This window comes from Peribacillus sp. SRI_006 (genome assembly GCF_057586375.1).
In genome coordinates this window covers 18,942-35,836 of record NZ_JBYCZT010000002.1, presented here as the reverse complement: position 1 = coordinate 35,836, position 16,895 = coordinate 18,942, and the positions used below count along the sequence as shown (strand labels likewise).

Here is a 16,895-nt window from a genome sequence, read left to right as displayed (position 1 = left end):
TTTTAACTATCAGCTAAAAGGGAAATCGCGTTCAATGCGGCAACAGTGACAGTACTTCCACCTTTTCGGCCAATATTCGTAATGAATGGAACTTCTGTGATCTTAGCGAGTTCCTCTTTCGATTCTGCTGCAGAAACAAACCCAACAGGCATTCCAATGATTAAGTCCGGTTTTGCAATTCCTTCTTTAATGAGGCGAATGAGCTCAAGTAAAGCGGTAGGTGCATTGCCAATGGCATAAATGCCCCCTTCATTTTCCTTTACAGCTTTTTGCATCGAAATGATTGCCCTTGTCGTATTCAAACGTTTTGCCTCGACCATCACATCCGGATCTGAAATATAGCAATGAACGTCCCCGCCGTGTTTTTGAAATCTTTTTTTGCCTGTGCCGCTCTCGATCATTTGCACATCAGCAATGACATGCCTTCCTTTGCGAATGGCTTCCACACCAGCTTGAATGGCATTTGGGTGAATGATGACACTTCTTCCCAATTCAAAATCCGCTGAAGCATGAATGACCCTGCGGACAATCTTCCATTCATCTTCAGAAAAATCATGTTTGCCCATTTCTTCAGCAATGATCGAAAAGCTATAATCATATATTTTGTCAGGGTCTACCGTGAGTGGTTTAAAATCTGTTTTAAAATCCATCTTGCATTCCTCCTATTTTTCAATTAGCTGTTTATTCAACTCGGCAATGACATGATCAAAACTGGAATGAACATTCTGATAGTCGACATCCGGTCGTGATATCATGATCGTCTCTATTCCACATTCCAACGCGGCTTCCAATTTCTCATCAACCGCACCGACCTTGCCGCTTTCTTTCGTTATCATCAATGTGACCCCATATTGTTCATATAGAGCTTTATTTAATTCTTTGGAAAATGGCCCTTGAATCGCAACGATATTTTTTTGTTCAATGCCCAGCTGTGCACATTTTTCCATATTGTCCATGCGTGGCAGCATTCTCGCTATGACTCTGGTATTCTCGAGCCCCACCAATTCTTTTGCAAACACGGCTAGGGTTTTACTTCCGGTCGTGAGCATGATGACTCCCCGTTTTTCTGCGGCAAGCTTGGCAGCTTCCTCATAATCACGGACAACTATCAATTTATCATTCTGAAACCGTTGACTTTCACGCTCATAACGAATATAAGGAACATTTGCTGCCTTTGCTCCGTTAAGGGCGTTTTTGGATGCTTCTTCGGCAAATGGGTGACTTGCATCGACTACAGCCTGAAAACCTTTTGCAGAGATTAAAGATGTCATATCTTCTGCAGATAATCGGCCAATCCGGGTGGATATCCCTGCATCCTGCAAACTCTTAGCAGCCGATTCGGTTACAACAGTTGCCAAAACCTTGTACCCCACCTGCTGCATCTCAATCGCTAATTCCCTTGCATCACTTGTACCCGCCAAGAACAAAATCATTTTGATGTCCCCACCGCTTGCCCATCATGATCGTGGTGATGATCATGGTCGTGGTCGTGATGGTGATCATGATCGTGGTCGTGATGGTGATGATGGTGAGCATGTCCATGTTCCTCGACATGTTTACGATAGTTTTCCAAATCACGCGCCCCGCTTGATTTGCCTTCACTGGCTTCAATTACTCGTTCTTGCAGAATGTTCTGTAAGGTTGGATGGTATCCAAAATACTTTGCCAATATGAATTCTCGATCATGATATTGCTCTTGATAGCCTTTCAGCATATCCTCCATTCTTTCCATCAACACCCCAGTGAAGAGGAAATATGGCAGCATCACGATTTTTTTTGCCCCTAATCGGATGCATCGTTCAATACCTTCATCCACGTGAGGGTCCGTTACACCCATGAAGGCTGTTTCGACCCATTTAACGCTTAATTTTTCCCATAATAATCGTGAAATTTTATATATATCACTATTGGCATCAGCATCACTGCCGCCTCGGCCAATTAGCAATATCGCTGTCTCAGAATGTTCAGAGGTCGTATCGAATCCCGCTTCCTCAAGACGGTCTGTCAGGATCGTCAATACATCATGGTGGACCCCGATCGTTTGGCCGTATGTGAATTTCACTTCTGGATACTTGGTTTTCCCGTCCTCTATTTCAGCTGGGATATGTAATTTCGAATGTCCTGCATGCAACAAAATGATCGGTATGACGATAACTTCAGTAGCCCCTCGTTTTACACAATTATCGATTCCTTTGGATATATTCGGTGCCGCAAATTCCAAGAAGCACGTTTCCACTAGGAAACGCCCGTCCATTGCCGGAATCATATTTTCAATAAAATGACGGACTTCTTCATTTCCCGAAGCCAACCGGCTTCCGTGTCCTACGAACAAAACTGCTTTCATTTACTTTCCCCCTCTTGATTAGTCTTCACAAGGCGCAGGCTCTATGTTTATTTTGGGAGCGATGTCCTGATAAGAAAAATTCTGTATCTTTTTCGAACGTTTGAAGTATTTAAAAAGCCGCTCATTTGGATGGGCATTTTGCTTATACTCGCCGACAATGTCCGTGATCAGTTCTACAAGCTGTTCCGGTTCAATGCCTTCCGCTACCGGCTGACCCGGATGGGCCGTTCTTCCAACCGGTTTAGCTCCAAGAAATAAGTCGAACTTCCCTTTTCGGAAGACAATCCCGATATCATCCATCACAGCACTATAACAAGCCATCCCACACCCATTAAAACCGATATTCAGTTCCTTGGGCATGCTCATTCCGCCAAGCACCCGGTGTATTTCGTCCGCATAAGGAATGGATTCCGCTTTTTCACCATCACAGAAATCACAGGCTTTTAATGTCAGTACATCCCCAATCGGCGACAAAAGAAAGTTTGCTGATTGCAATTTCCCCGTAATGACTTCCGGATCCATTGTCGGGATCTTTAAGACGATTTTATGATTTGGCGTATATTCCATCGTTCCCTTTTCCCCGACAACTTCCGCAAGTGTCATCATTTGTTTGGGAGTGAATTGTTTATTCGCCACACCTGGACTAACGGCAAGTTCGAATACCGACTCCATTTTTTGCTGAACAATCGGCTGAATGGACTGCTTAACGGCTTGACCCTTGACTCTTGACAGGGCCTCCATTGCCATTTCATAGGAAGCTGGCTTCTTTTCTGGTGCTTTTGTAAGTAATCCAACTCCTCCAGCGGAATCGGTTAAGGCTTCTTGATCTAATGCCCACGGTTCCGCTTCTTTTTGCAGTCGCTGATGCGGCTTCAATGTTTGCTTTTCCGAATTCAGCGTATATTTTCTCTGATAGCCTCTTGGTGTGATGATTTTGTCATCATATAAAAAGGTGGATGAATTACCGATAATGACGGTTGTCAACATTCCAATATCGTGATTCAACATATCCTGCAAATTGGTTATGACAATATCCTGCCTATCGCGATAAGCACTTTTCACCAACCCGACAGGTGTATCCGGCGAGCGGTAGCGAAGGAGAATCTTCTGTGTTTCAACAATTTGCCGGGTCCGCCTGCCGCTGCGCGGATTATAAAGCGCAATGACAAAGTCTGCCATTGCAGCTGCTTCAACCCTTTTAGCGATCAGTTCCCAAGGAGTTAAATGATCACTGAGGCTGATCGTACACGAATCGTGCATGACGGGCGCCCCAAGTAAAGACGCACATGAGTTGATTGCAGAAATGCCAGGAATGACTTCAATGCTCACTCCAGTTTCTTCTTTCCAGCCTTTTTCAATCAATACTTCATAAACCAACCCTGCCATCCCGTAAACTCCGGCATCCCCACTGGAAATCACCGCCACTTTCTTTCCCAGCTCCGCTTGTTTCACTGCTTCCTGTGCACGTGATACCTCTTCAGTCATCCCCGTACTAATGATCGTTTGATCTGTTAGCAGTCCCTGAATGAGTTCAACATAAGTTTTATAACCAATGATGTAGTCACTTTCTTGAAGGGCTTCGACGGCACGTTTGGTAATGTGTTCAAAATTCCCGGGCCCAAAGCCCACGACGAATAATTTACCGTTTGTACTCATTAAGACATCTCCTTTTACGCTTTGTTCTTTGAAATACCCGTATGAGCAGGAAAATCTGGATTAGGGGCCATTTCCCCGTCATTGTACTGATAGATCATCTGTGGAACAAACTCACCATCATCGATATTACTGACGATCTGCCGACCGAAATCAGGCGTTTCCACTCGATACCAGTTTCCTTGGGGATAGGCAATCACAACGCAGGCATCCTTACATCTTCCGTTACAGCGTGTCCTCGTTGTATGGATTTTCAGATCCAGTCCTTTTGAAGCAATTTCATCGCGAATCGCTTGGGTTACTTCTTCCCCGCCCTTTTTCATGCAGCTGCTCCCATTACAAATCAACAGATGCGTATTTGTACCCGTCAAGTTCCAAGTAGTCATCTTCTTCCTCCTGAGTTCAGGGAAAAGGCGAAATAAAAAACCTTAACATAAGAGTCAAGGTTTTAAAAAAACTATATGAATGAGGAGCCAAAGGCGAGCATGCCAAATCCTCCCAAAATCGTCATAGTCCTTCTACCTTTCCCTCCGAAAAGTATCATGCAATTTTAAAAGCAGGTTTCCTGGCTTACGCTTCATTTTACTTTGTCCCTTCCCGGCATCATGCCAGTGGCTATCGACAATTTCATCAGCGTTTACAGTAGCGGGGGCTGCATCGGATTTTCACCGATTTCCCTATTATCCCTTGCTTATTCACACAAGGGCACTTTTAAAATGAAATATTTGGTTTTATTATACATTTCAAACTAACTTAATCTATCATATAACAACTTTGTCAAAATTCAATAGTTTATTCCGACTGTTTAGAAAAGTTTAAACGTGTAAAACCAGTTACAATCCTATCCTCGCAACAAATTTCGGCCCCAAAAAAAAGATAGTGTAGCTGGAATTATTTCTTTATGGTACACTATACGAGAATTTTCTAAATAATTACATAAGTTTCATGGTGTTGAATTTCTCGGAATTCAGCTTAAAAGGGAAGCCGGTGAAAATCCGGAGCGGTCCCGCCACTGTAAAGGGAAGTTCCATTACGTTAACTTTAATCCACTGTCAAATGAGATGGGAAGGATGTAATGGGATGATGAACCAAAGCCAGGAGACCTGCCATGAAGCGTGAAACTGTTTCAGCCTACGAGGATGGGCGTGCGGATCAGGCAAAATGGCCCATGGTTGGTTCATGCTGCAAAATTCCTGTTCATTACGCACTTCTTTCCTTTGAGAGAAGTGCTTTTTAGTTTGGGCGCCGCTTTTCTTCTCAAGATTGATCAGAACAATTAAAAGTGTTGAAAGGAGAAAGAATGAAAAAAACCAATTGGAAAATTATTTATTTTGTCATTTTACTGCTTTTTGTCCCGAAACGGGCATTGGCCATGCATATCATGGAGGGCTTTTTACCCATAGAATGGGCTATATTCTGGTGGGCGGTGACGCTTCCATTTTTAATCTTGGGTTACCGGTCCATTAGGTCCAAAGTAAGGGAAAACCCAGAAACAAAAATGATACTTGGTCTATCGGGCGCATTTGTATTTATATTATCGGCCCTAAAGATTCCTTCTGTTACGGGAAGTTCTTCGCACCCTACCGGAGTTGGTTTAGGTTCCATACTATTCGGACCATTGGCCATGAGTGTGGTCGGCTCCATCGTTTTGTTATTTCAAGCTGTTTTACTGGCACACGGAGGATTGACGACATTAGGGGCCAATGCATTCTCCATGGCCGTTTGCGGACCCTTCATTGCTTACTTTGTCTTCAAGGGCGCAACTAAATTGGGATGGTCTTTTTCACTTGCCGTATTCTTGGCAGCTGCCTTTGGTGATTTGGGCACCTATGTGGTAACTTCTGTTCAACTTGCTCTTGCTTTCCCTTCCGAGGTAGGAGGATTCATGGCCTCTTTCAGTAAATTTGCCGGGATTTTTGCCCTGACCCAAATTCCCTTGGCGATCAGTGAGGGGTTATTGACAGTCGTCGTAATGAATTTCTTGAAAAAATACAATCTAGGCGAATTGAAATTTCTGCGAGTTTTATCTAAGGAGGCCCGTTAAAATGAAAAAAAGTTTACTGCTGCTTTTCCTGGTTGTCATTCTTGCAACCTTACCGTTAATCACCCAACAAGGAACGGAATTTGGCGGTGCCGACGGCGAAGCTGAGGAAGCCATCACTAAGATCCATCCGGAATACAAGCCATGGTTCAACAGTATTTGGGAGCCGCCAGGTGCAGAAACCGAAAGCTTATTATTTGCGCTTCAAGCTGCAATCGGAGCCGGTTTCATTGGATACTTCATTGGTGTGATGAGACAAAGGAATAAGCAAACCAAACAAGAATTGGCCGAAAAATCGAAGCATGTTACTCATTGATAAATATGCCTATTTCAATGGGCTAAAGGATGTACATCCGTTGGAAAAGATGGTATTTGCACTCACTCTTTTGCTGTTTTCGTTAACGGTAAGGGATATGGCCGTTTCGCTCATCACTTTTACGGTGATGAGCGCTTTAATCATTTTCGCGGCAAAAATCCCGCTTTCTTATTATCTTAAATTACTTCTATTACCAGGATTTTTTATACTATCAGGAACCATTACCATCCTTTTTTCTTTCACTAGTAAATTCACTTCGATTTCGAATATATGGTGGTCCTGTAAGATCGGGAATTGGCAAATATTCATCAGCGATGACAGCTTTGGTACGGTGGCCAATTTGATCACTGTCGTATTCTGCAGCATCAGCTGTTTATATTTCCTTACCTTAACTACACCCATTACCGTCATCCTATCTGTGCTGCGAAAACTTAAAGTGCCTTCGTTATTGGTCGATTTAATAGAATTGACCTATCGATTCATCTTTATTTTTTTAGATACGGCTTTGGCCATTCACCAATCACAAGCTTCACGGCTGGGGTATGGTTCGTTTAGGAAAGGCATTCGATCTCTCGGATTACTAATTTCATCATTATTTTTAGGAGTATTGCAGCGCTCTGGACAGTTGACGATGGCCATGAACGCAAGAGGCTATCAGGAGAACCTTTCCTATATCGAGGATACTTACACCTATTCCTCACGCAATTGGCTGATCGCGATTGTCATACTAGGAAGCTTAATCCTTATTAATGGATATTTGTAAATTGGAGGCAACCCAACAATGGACGAGCATATTTTTCATATAGAAGGCCTCACCCATCAATTCGCAGATGGAACCTTCGCTTTAAAAGGACTTTCGCTAACGATCCAACAAGGTAAAAAAATTGCATTATTAGGCAATAATGGTGCTGGCAAATCGACTTTATTCCTCCATTTAAATGGTCTATTACAACCTACTGCAGGAAAGATCAGATTTAAGGGCAAGAAAATGAAATATGACCGGAAAGCATTATTATCATTACGAAAGCAAGTCGGTATCGTTTTTCAAGATCCCGACTCTCAGCTCTTTTCCGCTAATGTACAACAGGATATATCGTTTGGACCAATGAATTTAGGATGGGATAGAATTACAGTCCAGGAGAAAGTAAATTGGGCAATGGCTGAAACGGAAGTAACCGAACTAAAAGACAGACCTACCCATTTTTTGAGCCTTGGGCAAAAAAAACGGGTCGCCATCGCAGGGGTACTTGCCATGGAGCCCGATGTCTGGCTCCTGGACGAGCCTACCGCTGGATTGGATCCATATTTCTCAAGACAGATCATGAATCTGCTGGACAGTATCCACCACCCTGATAAAACGATAATCCTCTCAACTCATGATGTTAATTTTGCTTACCAATGGGCAGATGAAATCGTGGTCATGAACGATGGTAAGGTCATATACCAAGGGGACCCTGTTTCCGTTTTCCATGATGAAGACGTTTTGCTGCAGGCACATCTGGAGAAACCGTGGGTTTTTGAAATGTTTCAAGCCCTTCTTCAATCAAGGAATCTTGCAGAAAGGGACCTTTTCCCAAGAACGAAGGAAGAATTGCTTCAAAACTTGGAAACAGAAAAAATTTATTAATTAAGATCCCCTAGCTTCTGTTTCACCTTTCCAGAAGCTAGGGGACCCGATATATCTTTAAAATATTCAGCGATAATCCTTGTTCAAAAGCAAAAACCTCAGTATTACTTTTCTTCCTTTTCTTTTTTAATCTCAATATCCCTTCCGTTTACATCATCAATGACTGCCTTTATCTCGCCTTCCGCATAAGTATCCGAGACTTGTTCGTGGGTTTGAGCCAGTCCAGAAGATAAAGGATCTTCCCGTTTATAATCGCTGACATCATATATTCTCCCGGCAACTTCTGAAGATTCATTTTTTGATTGCTTCCTATCCATTTGTTTCACTCCTAGTTTTTAAATTATCATTGCAGTATTAAAGACAAAGGTATTTTGTGTAAAAAACGAAGCAATATTCAATAATGATGAAAAAAGGGGGAAAAGACAAAAAAAGCTTACAAGTAAAATCCCCTTTCAAGGACTTACTTGTAAGCTTAATGAGAACTTAGGCTTCCTTTTTCACATCCACATTATCGGATGGGTCACCCCAACATTCCACATTCTTCAAACCTTTAATATTGTTCACATGGAAAACTGGATTTTTCCCACTTTTCTTTTGCTTTTGATAATCCGCCAGTGCAGCAAAAGCAATTTTCCCTAGTAATGCTATGGCAATCAGGTTGATAATCGCCATAAGGGCCATAAGCAAGTCAGCCAGTCCCCAAACAAAATCCAGCGAGGCAAGCGAACCGAATATCACCATTCCTACGACTGCGACACGATAGACATTCAGCCAAACCTTATTTTCATTGATGAAGCCGATGTTCGACTCTCCATAATAATAGTTGCCCACAATGGAACTAAAGGCGAATAAAAGTACGATAATGGCAAGGAAAATACCTGCCCAAGATCCCAATGCCGTTCCGAGGGCATTTTGGGTAAGGACGATACCGTCCGTTTCCTTCGATGTATAAAGACCGGAAAACAAAATGATGAAGGCTGTCGAGCTGCAAATGATGAGCGTATCGACAAAAACACCTAGAGACTGAATGAGCCCTTGTTTGACGGGATGACTGACATCAGCCGTCGCACCAGCATTTGGTGCACTACCCATCCCGGCTTCATTTGAAAATAGGCCGCGCTTGATTCCCTGCATCATGGCAGCTCCCAGTACTCCGCCAGCCACTTCTTTTATTCCATCGAATGCACTTTCAAAGATCAAAGCAAAAACACCAGGTAACTCGGTAATGTTCATGATGATGATAATCAACGCCACTATTACATAGGCTCCTGCCATGATCGGAACGATGACTTCAGAGACTTTTGCAACCATTTTGATCCCGCCAAAAATGATGACAGCCGTTACCATAGCCAAGATGATTGCCGTAACCCACTTTTCAATCCCAAACGATTCATTGAATGCGCTTGTAATCGTATTGGCTTGTACCGAGTTGAAAGCCAATCCAAATGTAAGCGAAATCAACACGGCGAAAGTGATTCCCATCCAACGGGCATTCAATGCCTTTTCCATATAATAAGCAGGACCCCCGCGGAATGCATCCCCATCCTTGACTTTATAGATTTGAGCAAGTGTACTTTCAATGAATGCGGAAGCAGATCCGATCAATGCTATTAACCACATCCAGAAAACGGCTCCAGGTCCGCCCGTCGTGATCGCGATGGCAACACCTGCAAGGTTACCCGTTCCTACCCGCGATGCCGTGCTTATGCAAAATGCCTGAAAAGATGTTACACCTTTTTTATCCGCAGTGGCCCCTTCTCCCAAAAGCCTGAACATTTCCCCTACCATTCTGAATTGGACAAACTTCGTGCGGATGCTAAAATAAAGACCCAATCCAACCAACATGATGATCAATATGGAAGACCATAACACACCATTAGCCTCACTAATAAATTTTTCTAAGAATTCCATTAAAACAAACCCCTCTACTTAACTCTGATTATTATTATAAAAACATATACAACTATAATTTATTTCCCCGTGCATCGAGAAGATAAACAAAAGAAGCCCGTAAAAAAAAGGAAATTCCACAATGAATCTCCAATACAATAATATATTATATCCTAACACACGATTTTTTTCATTCATGAATTGGTGGAATCAATCGAAAAATATAATATTTCAGTATCATTTCCTTTAGATAATAATCATACTTCCCCACTTCATTTAACATTCATTCCCAACGGAAGTTATTTTCTATTTATATTACCATCATTATAAAAATACTAAGCGGGTACTGTTTAAATTCAAAAACAAAACAGATTTTGCTGTGCCTATCGTAAAATCAGTAGGCAGAGACTAATAAAAAAAGGAGCATTTTAGCTCCCAAATTCCAAACAAAAAGAGAGACTTAAACAGCCTCCCTATACTCATCAGTTTTTAAACTACCTCCTTCAGGACATTAAATACATCTGCCTTACTTGGAGCTATTATGTATCTCCTTCATAAGCTCAGCATTTTACCATTTACATCCTCAGCCATTACTACAGCCTGAGATACTGTAAAGCAATTCTCTAGATCAGGAAAGCTCACAGATAAACTCCCCCCTCTTGCTCAACGACAGCATAATATTTGAAGATTTGGTCAAATAAATGAAGTAAATGAAATGTATATTTACTTACCAAGTAGTGATTTAATGATTATCGCGTTGTCACATCACAAGCCCGCCATCTACAAATAAAGTTTGCCCTGTCATAAACTGACTCCAATCTGATGCCAGGAACAACACGGGTCCTGCTACATCTTCTGGTGCTGCAATTCTGCGGAGTGGAGTTTGGGAGATGATGAGGTCCTTCAACTCTTCTTTTGTATCCTTGCTTGTATCCGTTGGATAGACAAGCCCCGGAGCCACACAATTGACCCTGATTCCAAAAGCTCCGAGCTCTGCAGCTAAATTACGGCTGTACCCCATAAGTCCACTTTTTGCTGTCGTATATTCATGGTAAGGTACAATCGGCCTTTGAACTAAATTGCTGATCATATTGATGATGCTGCCATTGCTCTGTTTTTTCATAATGGGTAAGACTGCCTGACACATATAATGTGTCGAGCGTAAAGCCCCATCAATTTGCGCCTGATAATCTTCCCATGTAAGCTCCCATGACATTTTTCGGTTGTCAGCATCAAAAATGTAAGACTTGAAGGCATTATTCACGAGAACATCAATTTTCCCCGCTTCCAAAACTTGTTCGATCATCTGTTTGACGGACGATTCAGATGTGACATCTCCCTGTATAGCCCATCCTTCACCGCCCAGTTTAGTACAATCCACGGCAACCTGTTCAGCGGCCTCGTGATTTTTCAGGTAGTTGATGATAACCAGTGCCCCTTCTCTCGCAAAGGCACGGGCAATACTAGCTCCTATTCCTCGGCTAGCTCCCGTCACCAGTACTACTTTCCCTTGAAATTTTTTCATTTTTTCTCCTCCGTTTTGTTAGGAAGAAGATCGTCACGCACTGCCTCTTTCATATCGATGCTATTTTTAATTAGTCCTAATTGCTGGTACGTATCTGCCCCTTTTTGTAAAACCGATGTATCAAGTACCCCTAGCCCCTTACTATCAGTCCCCTCAGAGGAAACACTCGAAATATTTCTCAAATTAATAATTTTCAAGTTTTGTTGTTCATCTTTTCCATCAATAGCAAATTCAGATGCTAGTTTAGCGGCTTCCTCCGGATTTTTGATCATCCACTGTGCACTGCTACTATAAGCCTCCAAAAATTCTTTCAGAACGTCTTTCTTTTTATCATACATCTTCTCTGTGACAACAAATACATCGCTAGGCACATTCAAATAATCTTTTACTTCCATTACATTTACTTCATCCAATCCTTTTTGTTTAGCAACGGCTAATCCAGTATCCGTTGCAGCTGTTGCATCCACCTTTCCCTGCATCAAAGGAGCAAAATTCAACAATCCCGTCTCCACGATTTTTACATCGTTTTCCGAAAGTCCAGCCTGATGCAGAAGTACCAATAAATTTTGACGCGTCCCGCTTGTTAAACTATATACACCAATTGTTTTCCCTTTAAGATCCTGTGGCTTATTTATTTTTTTGTCTTTAAGGGATACAATGTTAAACACATTTTGTGGATAGATATTATAAATCACTTTCAGCTTTTCCCCTTTGTCTAATGCAAAGAAAAGAGAGCCGGGATCTGTAAAAGCAATGTCAGCTTGTCCAGAAACAATATTTTTAATGGCATCCCCGCCACCTTCTCCTGGAATAACCGAAACGTCCAATCCTTTATCCTTGAAAAAGTGTTTTTTCTCATCCACCAATAAATTCGTTTGCTCAGTTATCGGCTTACTCCAATTCGCTACTCTGACCTGCTGTATTTTCTCTGAGCCTGCTTCCCTGGTTGCCTCTTCCTTTGCTCCACAAGCGCATGTAATTATTGCTATCAAAAATAATAAACCCATTAGCATAATTTTTGATTTCATTTTTTCTCCGTCTCCTTTATAAATCGTTTGACCCATTTCTTTTCCATAAGTTGCACTGCCTGATATAGAACCATTCCCATGGCCGTTAACAATATCAAGGTCGCGAACATCAATGGTGTATCCATCATTCCCTGTGAAGCGATGATCACCGCTCCTAATCCGTCGCTTCCGCCGATAAACTCTCCAACAACCGCACCTACAATTGCCAAAACGACCGCTACTCGAAGCCCTGCTATAATCCCAGGCATCCCGGCAGGTATCTTTAAATGGATCAAGGTTTGCCAGCGTGATGCACCAAGCATTTTGAACAGTTCCAGCTTCTGCTTATCCATATACTTTATGGCCATCACCGTATTCTCCAAAATAGGAAAAAAACAGATCAATGCCGTAATCACCACTTTAGAGGTCATTCCAAATCCAAACCAAAGAATAAAAAGAGGGGCTAAAGCAAGCTTCGGAACGGCTTGACTGGCAATAATGTAAGGAAATAAGAGCTTCCGTAAAAAAGGCACCTCGCCCAAAATAATGCCTGCCACAAATCCGAATACCCCTCCAAAAAACAGTCCCAGCAACACCTCTGATGTGGTTCGGATAATATGCGGGGTAAAGTATCCGCCGATTATGCCTTCAAAAAGAGTATGGAAAATCACAATAGGTGTCGGCAGGACAAGCTCCGACATGGACCTTGCTGCTAGATCCCATAAAAATAGCAAAAGCATTAAAAGGATTACGGAGTATATAGGAAATCGTTTCATATCCGTGCTCCCCCCATAACCTGGTGGATCTTGAGGCAAAGTTCATTAAAATACGAGCTGTACCTCATTTCTACCGTTCGCGGCTTTGCAAGATCGACAGCTGTATCATAGACAATGCTTCCTTGATCCATTACCGCTATCTTATCTGAGAGATAAACAGCTTCTGAAATATCATGTGTTATAAAAAGGACTGTCGTATTTTGCTGTTTGCATATCTTTAAAAGGTCGTCCTGTAATTCTTCTCTTGTAATCGCGTCCAAAGCAGCAAATGGTTCGTCTAAGAACATCATGGACGGCTGTTCAACAAGTGCCCTTGCAATGGCTACACGACTCTGCTGACCTCCTGATAATTGTGCCGGGAAACTTTGAAGATAGTCTGCTAACCCAACAGTGTCCAATAACTTCATCGCATACTCTTTATCCTTTACCGTCACTTTCCCCCTAAGGGAAACGGGCAACAGAACGTTATCCATTACAGTTTTCCACTCTAATAGGGTTGGGGATTGAAAGACAAATCCGGCTTCTGGAGACGGCTTGATTACGATGTCCCCATTCAGGGAAATAATTCCAGTATCCACCTGCAGTAAGCCTGCTGCCAGCTTTAATAACGTCGTTTTCCCGCACCCACTCTTCCCTAGCAAACAATGAAACTCCCCTTTTTCTAATTCCCAGCTTACACGATTGATAACTGACCTTTTGCCCTGATAGCTGTATGTCACATCATTAACTGTCAAAAACCCCATTCCACTACCTCCTAATCAACATAAGGGGCAAATCTTTCACTGTCCACTACAGCAGAGGACTCTATATCTACCATGTTGATCAAATCTAGTAAATTAAAGCGGCCATCATGATGCCATCCAGCTTCGGGAGACGTCATACTGCCCAAAGCCGTTAACCTCGTTACACCAATTCCCCCCAATAACTCGGCCCAATGAAAAAGTTCTCTTGGGTTTGCAGCTATACCAACGGTTTGGAGGAAAGAACGGTGAGGCTCAATGGAAGGAATAAGGTCCCCTATTTTTTCAAAGGCAATCACTTTTATCACTCGATTCAAACTACTTGGAGTGAAGGAAATGTCCTTTTCTTCGTATACGACGGTCCAATCATGTGCTACATTTCCCAATACCTCTTTTTGGGAATCATAAAAAACACTCATCTCTTCTCTTTGACGCCACGATGCCAGTGCTGCAGACTCTTCCATTGAAAGGATCCGCCGAGGATATCTTTTTTCCATGTTTTCAAGTTCATGTGCAAGATATCTCGCAAATTCTTTTGGCGAAACATTGCCGCCATGTTGGACATAAAAAATATGGGGAGAGTAGCAGCCTTGCTGATCATAACGGATGACATCAAGTGCCGCTTGACGTGCAGTTTCAAAAGCTTTTTGTGAATCCAGGCTAAAGCGAGAGATCAACCCAAAACTGATTTTATGGCCATAAGCCAAAAATCTGGTGGTTATTGGCGTTCGGCTTTGAAGAGACTGAAGCGAAGCGTTGCCGCCGTACCCTACTACAACGTCACTTTGTTCCAATATGCATGTTTCCCGCTCTTCATCGCCCCCTTTCCACCAAACAATGGCAAAGCAATCCGCTAATTTAGGTTCAATTTCCACTAACAAACGGGCAAACAAGCCCGCAAACAAAGGCTCTGCACTTGAGACCTTCCCAATGTTTCCTGACTTGGTAAGCAAGGCGGAGATGAAGCTCCACAAAGGAAGACCTGGGACATTCCCCGACCAAATATGGGTGATTAGATTTGGCCCTACTGCCTTAGAGAACCCGCCTTTGATTCGAGGTTGAAAGTCATCAAGCATCAGGGGATTTCCTAAATCTTCAACAACAAAGCGTTGGAGTTCATGTTTACGGAATTTTTTCAAATAAATAGTAAGACCAAGACGAACTATTTCCTCATCATACCCTGTTATAATCGGCAGGAGCTGTTCAGCCTTTTGACGGTAGGGTGAGCGACGATCCAGTAATCTATCAATCGCTTTATCAATAATGTCCATGATTTCCACCGTCGTAAATGCCTTTAATATCTCAACACTCGCCCTTTTAACTTTTTCTATAACCTTATTCATCTGTTCTATCGTAAGAAGGGGAATCTCCACTTCCACTTCTTCATTCTTTCTCTTAAATACTAAAACCCTTTTTGTAAAATCTTCATCCCCTATATCCGGTATATATCCTGCAATCTCGTTCATTCCGAAACGCCCTTTGCAGCTTTTAAAAACTCATCCACCGCTATGGAACAACCCTTTGCCTCTGTTCCCTGCACTCTTCCTAATAAAAGAAAACCACCATCCACCTCGACCCCTAAATCTTCTGTTAGGATGGTAGTGACCGAATTATAATTAGCTAAATCACAATGAACAAGTACTCCCCGCTCGCCCTTTTGGACCTCTTCCCCACTTAAAGGATTGATCACTCTAGTCCTTATCCAATGCGGTCCCGATTTTACAGGAGGAACAGTCTCGTTACCGTCATCATAAAATTGCGTGCTTAGCTCCGTCATCCCATACATATTTATGCATCCAGACCGGTCTACACCCAAGTGAGTTGAAAGCATATGATAGAATTCATCCATACCCAATTCCTTAGATTGATTCTTATATCCTCCCGTATCAAGGATTTTACTTCCCTTTGGTAAACTAAAGATCTTTCCCATTCGTTCTAATTCTTCGATCATATGTACGAAACTAAAACTCGCGCCTAAAAGGGCATAAGGCTCCCCAGTTTTTTCCGCATGCGCAAGGTACTCCAGCAAGCGGTCCATATCAATTCCACTTTCATTTAATAGATAGTGGCTATCCTTCGTACCGAATTCACGCATTCCAAGACCCAAGTAGCGAGCTAATGAAGAATTAGGCATTTCTATTTCGGTTGGAAAAAGAATCCCCATGCGTATTTTCTCCGTTTCCTTCATAAATCTTTTCCTGAAATTTAAAATCATGGACTTATCAAACACCTCCAAAGTGGGATGATAATGTTTGCCCTTAATTCCTTTTGTAGTTCCGCTAGTCATGAAAACAGCTTCTGTTTCAGAGGGATCTATGGAGCTTAGCGTGACTTCTTTAAAAGCATTAATCGGAACGGCCGGAATGTCCCTCCATGTCTTAACAACCCTTGGTGTCTTTCCTTTTTGAAAACAAAAGGTTCGGTAGGGAAGATTATGATCGTATTGATAAGAAAATAATTGTAAGGCCTGTTCATTGAATGCCTCATCCGATGCATTTTGCATATAGCGAACAATATTATTGGTTATGACTTGCTGTTGATTCATCTCGAATACATCCTTTCATAGAAAATAAAAAAGCACTTTGCGTAAGCAAAGTGCATAGTGGTCCTCTAGTCACAATCCCTACGCTGGCATTACCCAACAGGTTCAAACGGTCTACAACAGTTAGTCATACTCTCAGCCTGATTCCACAGACTCCCGTAACATTAAATTTTATTCAAGTCTATTCCTTCTGCCTAAAAAATGCAACTCCATTTTAAACTACCGTTAAATGCACTAAATCATAGATCCATATTTCATTAAAGGAATAAACACAAATCATCTCCATCGATTTTCTCAATTTTTCATTTTACATGAAGGCATATAATTCTTTAATTAATGGCATATAAAAGAAATACCATTCCAAACTCTAAAGTAAAAGCTATGTGCTTGTCTGCTGGATATAAATTAGGGTAAAAAACTTAAAAACACAGCTA

Annotated in this window: 18 protein-coding genes and 2 riboswitches; of the genes, 5 read left to right on the top strand and 13 right to left on the bottom strand. The window is 42.1% G+C overall.

Going from position 1 to position 16,895, the window contains the following annotated elements; all coding sequences use genetic code 11:
• Positions 1 to 2: 2 nt before the first annotated feature.
• Genes AC2YHV_RS02505 through AC2YHV_RS02485 form a run of 5 tightly spaced genes read right to left on the bottom strand, consistent with a single transcriptional unit; the run spans position 3 to position 4,383 of the window.
• Positions 3 to 650 carry a precorrin-8X methylmutase gene (locus AC2YHV_RS02505; protein ID WP_458347143.1) on the bottom strand — a complete coding sequence of 216 codons (648 nt, stop codon included), beginning with the start codon at positions 648 to 650 and terminating at the stop codon, positions 3 to 5.
• Positions 651 to 662: 12 nt separating this feature from the next.
• Complete coding sequence (gene cobK / locus AC2YHV_RS02500) at positions 663 to 1,433, bottom strand: precorrin-6A reductase (protein ID WP_063576404.1); 771 nt, start codon at positions 1,431 to 1,433, stop codon at positions 663 to 665.
• Positions 1,430 to 2,344: a sirohydrochlorin chelatase gene (locus tag AC2YHV_RS02495; RefSeq protein ID WP_106026517.1), complete on the bottom strand. Its 915-nt coding sequence runs from the start codon at positions 2,342 to 2,344 to the stop codon at positions 1,430 to 1,432. Before AC2YHV_RS02495 ends, cobK begins: the two co-directional genes overlap by 4 nt.
• A gap of 18 nt (positions 2,345 to 2,362) precedes the next feature.
• Positions 2,363 to 4,000: a precorrin-3B C(17)-methyltransferase gene (cobJ, locus tag AC2YHV_RS02490; RefSeq protein ID WP_487372511.1), complete on the bottom strand. Its 1,638-nt coding sequence runs from the start codon at positions 3,998 to 4,000 to the stop codon at positions 2,363 to 2,365.
• Positions 4,001 to 4,014: 14 nt separating this feature from the next.
• Complete coding sequence (locus tag AC2YHV_RS02485; RefSeq protein WP_098866412.1) at positions 4,015 to 4,383, bottom strand: (2Fe-2S) ferredoxin domain-containing protein; 369 nt, start codon at positions 4,381 to 4,383, stop codon at positions 4,015 to 4,017.
• A gap of 152 nt (positions 4,384 to 4,535) precedes the next feature.
• Positions 4,536 to 4,725, bottom strand: a riboswitch (cobalamin riboswitch).
• Between the two features lie 201 nt (positions 4,726 to 4,926).
• Positions 4,927 to 5,122, top strand: a riboswitch (cobalamin riboswitch).
• Here AC2YHV_RS02485 and AC2YHV_RS02480 point away from each other — a divergent pair.
• The 5 genes from AC2YHV_RS02480 (at position 5,106) to AC2YHV_RS02460 (ending at position 7,981) form a co-directional block, all read left to right on the top strand.
• Positions 5,106 to 5,234 (top strand): hypothetical protein, encoded by a 129-nt coding sequence (locus tag AC2YHV_RS02480; protein WP_264641018.1) that lies wholly within the window; start codon positions 5,106 to 5,108, stop codon positions 5,232 to 5,234. Its footprint overlaps the riboswitch before it by 17 nt.
• Positions 5,235 to 5,297: 63 nt before the next feature.
• Positions 5,298 to 6,041 carry an energy-coupling factor ABC transporter permease gene (locus AC2YHV_RS02475; RefSeq protein ID WP_063576408.1) on the top strand — a complete coding sequence of 248 codons (744 nt, stop codon included), beginning with the start codon at positions 5,298 to 5,300 and terminating at the stop codon, positions 6,039 to 6,041.
• 1 nt (position 6,042) lies between these two features.
• Complete coding sequence (locus AC2YHV_RS02470; RefSeq protein ID WP_034312516.1) at positions 6,043 to 6,354, top strand: energy-coupling factor ABC transporter substrate-binding protein; 312 nt, start codon at positions 6,043 to 6,045, stop codon at positions 6,352 to 6,354.
• Positions 6,341 to 7,117 carry a cobalt ECF transporter T component CbiQ gene (cbiQ, locus tag AC2YHV_RS02465; protein WP_063576409.1) on the top strand — a complete coding sequence of 259 codons (777 nt, stop codon included), beginning with the start codon at positions 6,341 to 6,343 and terminating at the stop codon, positions 7,115 to 7,117. Before AC2YHV_RS02470 ends, cbiQ begins: the two co-directional genes overlap by 14 nt.
• Before the next feature lie 18 nt (positions 7,118 to 7,135).
• On the top strand, positions 7,136 to 7,981 hold the full coding sequence (locus tag AC2YHV_RS02460) for an energy-coupling factor ABC transporter ATP-binding protein (RefSeq protein WP_057275928.1): 846 nt from the start codon (positions 7,136 to 7,138) through the stop codon (positions 7,979 to 7,981).
• Between the two features lie 104 nt (positions 7,982 to 8,085).
• Here the strand turns inward: AC2YHV_RS02460 and AC2YHV_RS02455 are convergent, their stop codons facing one another.
• The 8 genes from AC2YHV_RS02455 to AC2YHV_RS02420 form a co-directional block, all read right to left on the bottom strand.
• On the bottom strand, positions 8,086 to 8,298 hold the full coding sequence (locus AC2YHV_RS02455; RefSeq protein ID WP_057275929.1) for a YozQ family protein: 213 nt from the start codon (positions 8,296 to 8,298) through the stop codon (positions 8,086 to 8,088).
• Between the two features lie 166 nt (positions 8,299 to 8,464).
• A complete protein-coding gene (locus AC2YHV_RS02450) occupies positions 8,465 to 9,892 on the bottom strand; it encodes an alanine/glycine:cation symporter family protein (protein WP_034312526.1) in 1,428 nt (475 codons plus the stop codon).
• A gap of 739 nt (positions 9,893 to 10,631) precedes the next feature.
• Positions 10,632 to 11,396, bottom strand: a complete 765-nt coding sequence (locus tag AC2YHV_RS02445; protein ID WP_098185342.1) for an SDR family oxidoreductase — start codon at positions 11,394 to 11,396, stop codon at positions 10,632 to 10,634.
• Entirely contained in the window at positions 11,393 to 12,424 is a 1,032-nt protein-coding gene (locus AC2YHV_RS02440; RefSeq protein WP_487372510.1) for an ABC transporter substrate-binding protein, read from the bottom strand. Before AC2YHV_RS02440 ends, AC2YHV_RS02445 begins: the two co-directional genes overlap by 4 nt.
• Entirely contained in the window at positions 12,421 to 13,179 is a 759-nt protein-coding gene (locus tag AC2YHV_RS02435; protein WP_187049288.1) for an ABC transporter permease, read from the bottom strand. Before AC2YHV_RS02435 ends, AC2YHV_RS02440 begins: the two co-directional genes overlap by 4 nt.
• Complete coding sequence (locus AC2YHV_RS02430) at positions 13,176 to 13,922, bottom strand: ABC transporter ATP-binding protein (protein WP_487372509.1); 747 nt, start codon at positions 13,920 to 13,922, stop codon at positions 13,176 to 13,178. Before AC2YHV_RS02430 ends, AC2YHV_RS02435 begins: the two co-directional genes overlap by 4 nt.
• Before the next feature lie 11 nt (positions 13,923 to 13,933).
• Positions 13,934 to 15,385: an acyl-CoA reductase gene (locus AC2YHV_RS02425; protein WP_187049286.1), complete on the bottom strand. Its 1,452-nt coding sequence runs from the start codon at positions 15,383 to 15,385 to the stop codon at positions 13,934 to 13,936.
• Positions 15,382 to 16,464: a LuxE/PaaK family acyltransferase gene (locus AC2YHV_RS02420; protein WP_411740000.1), complete on the bottom strand. Its 1,083-nt coding sequence runs from the start codon at positions 16,462 to 16,464 to the stop codon at positions 15,382 to 15,384. The genes AC2YHV_RS02425 and AC2YHV_RS02420 overlap by 4 nt, the downstream gene beginning before the upstream one ends.
• Positions 16,465 to 16,895 lie beyond the last annotated feature (431 nt).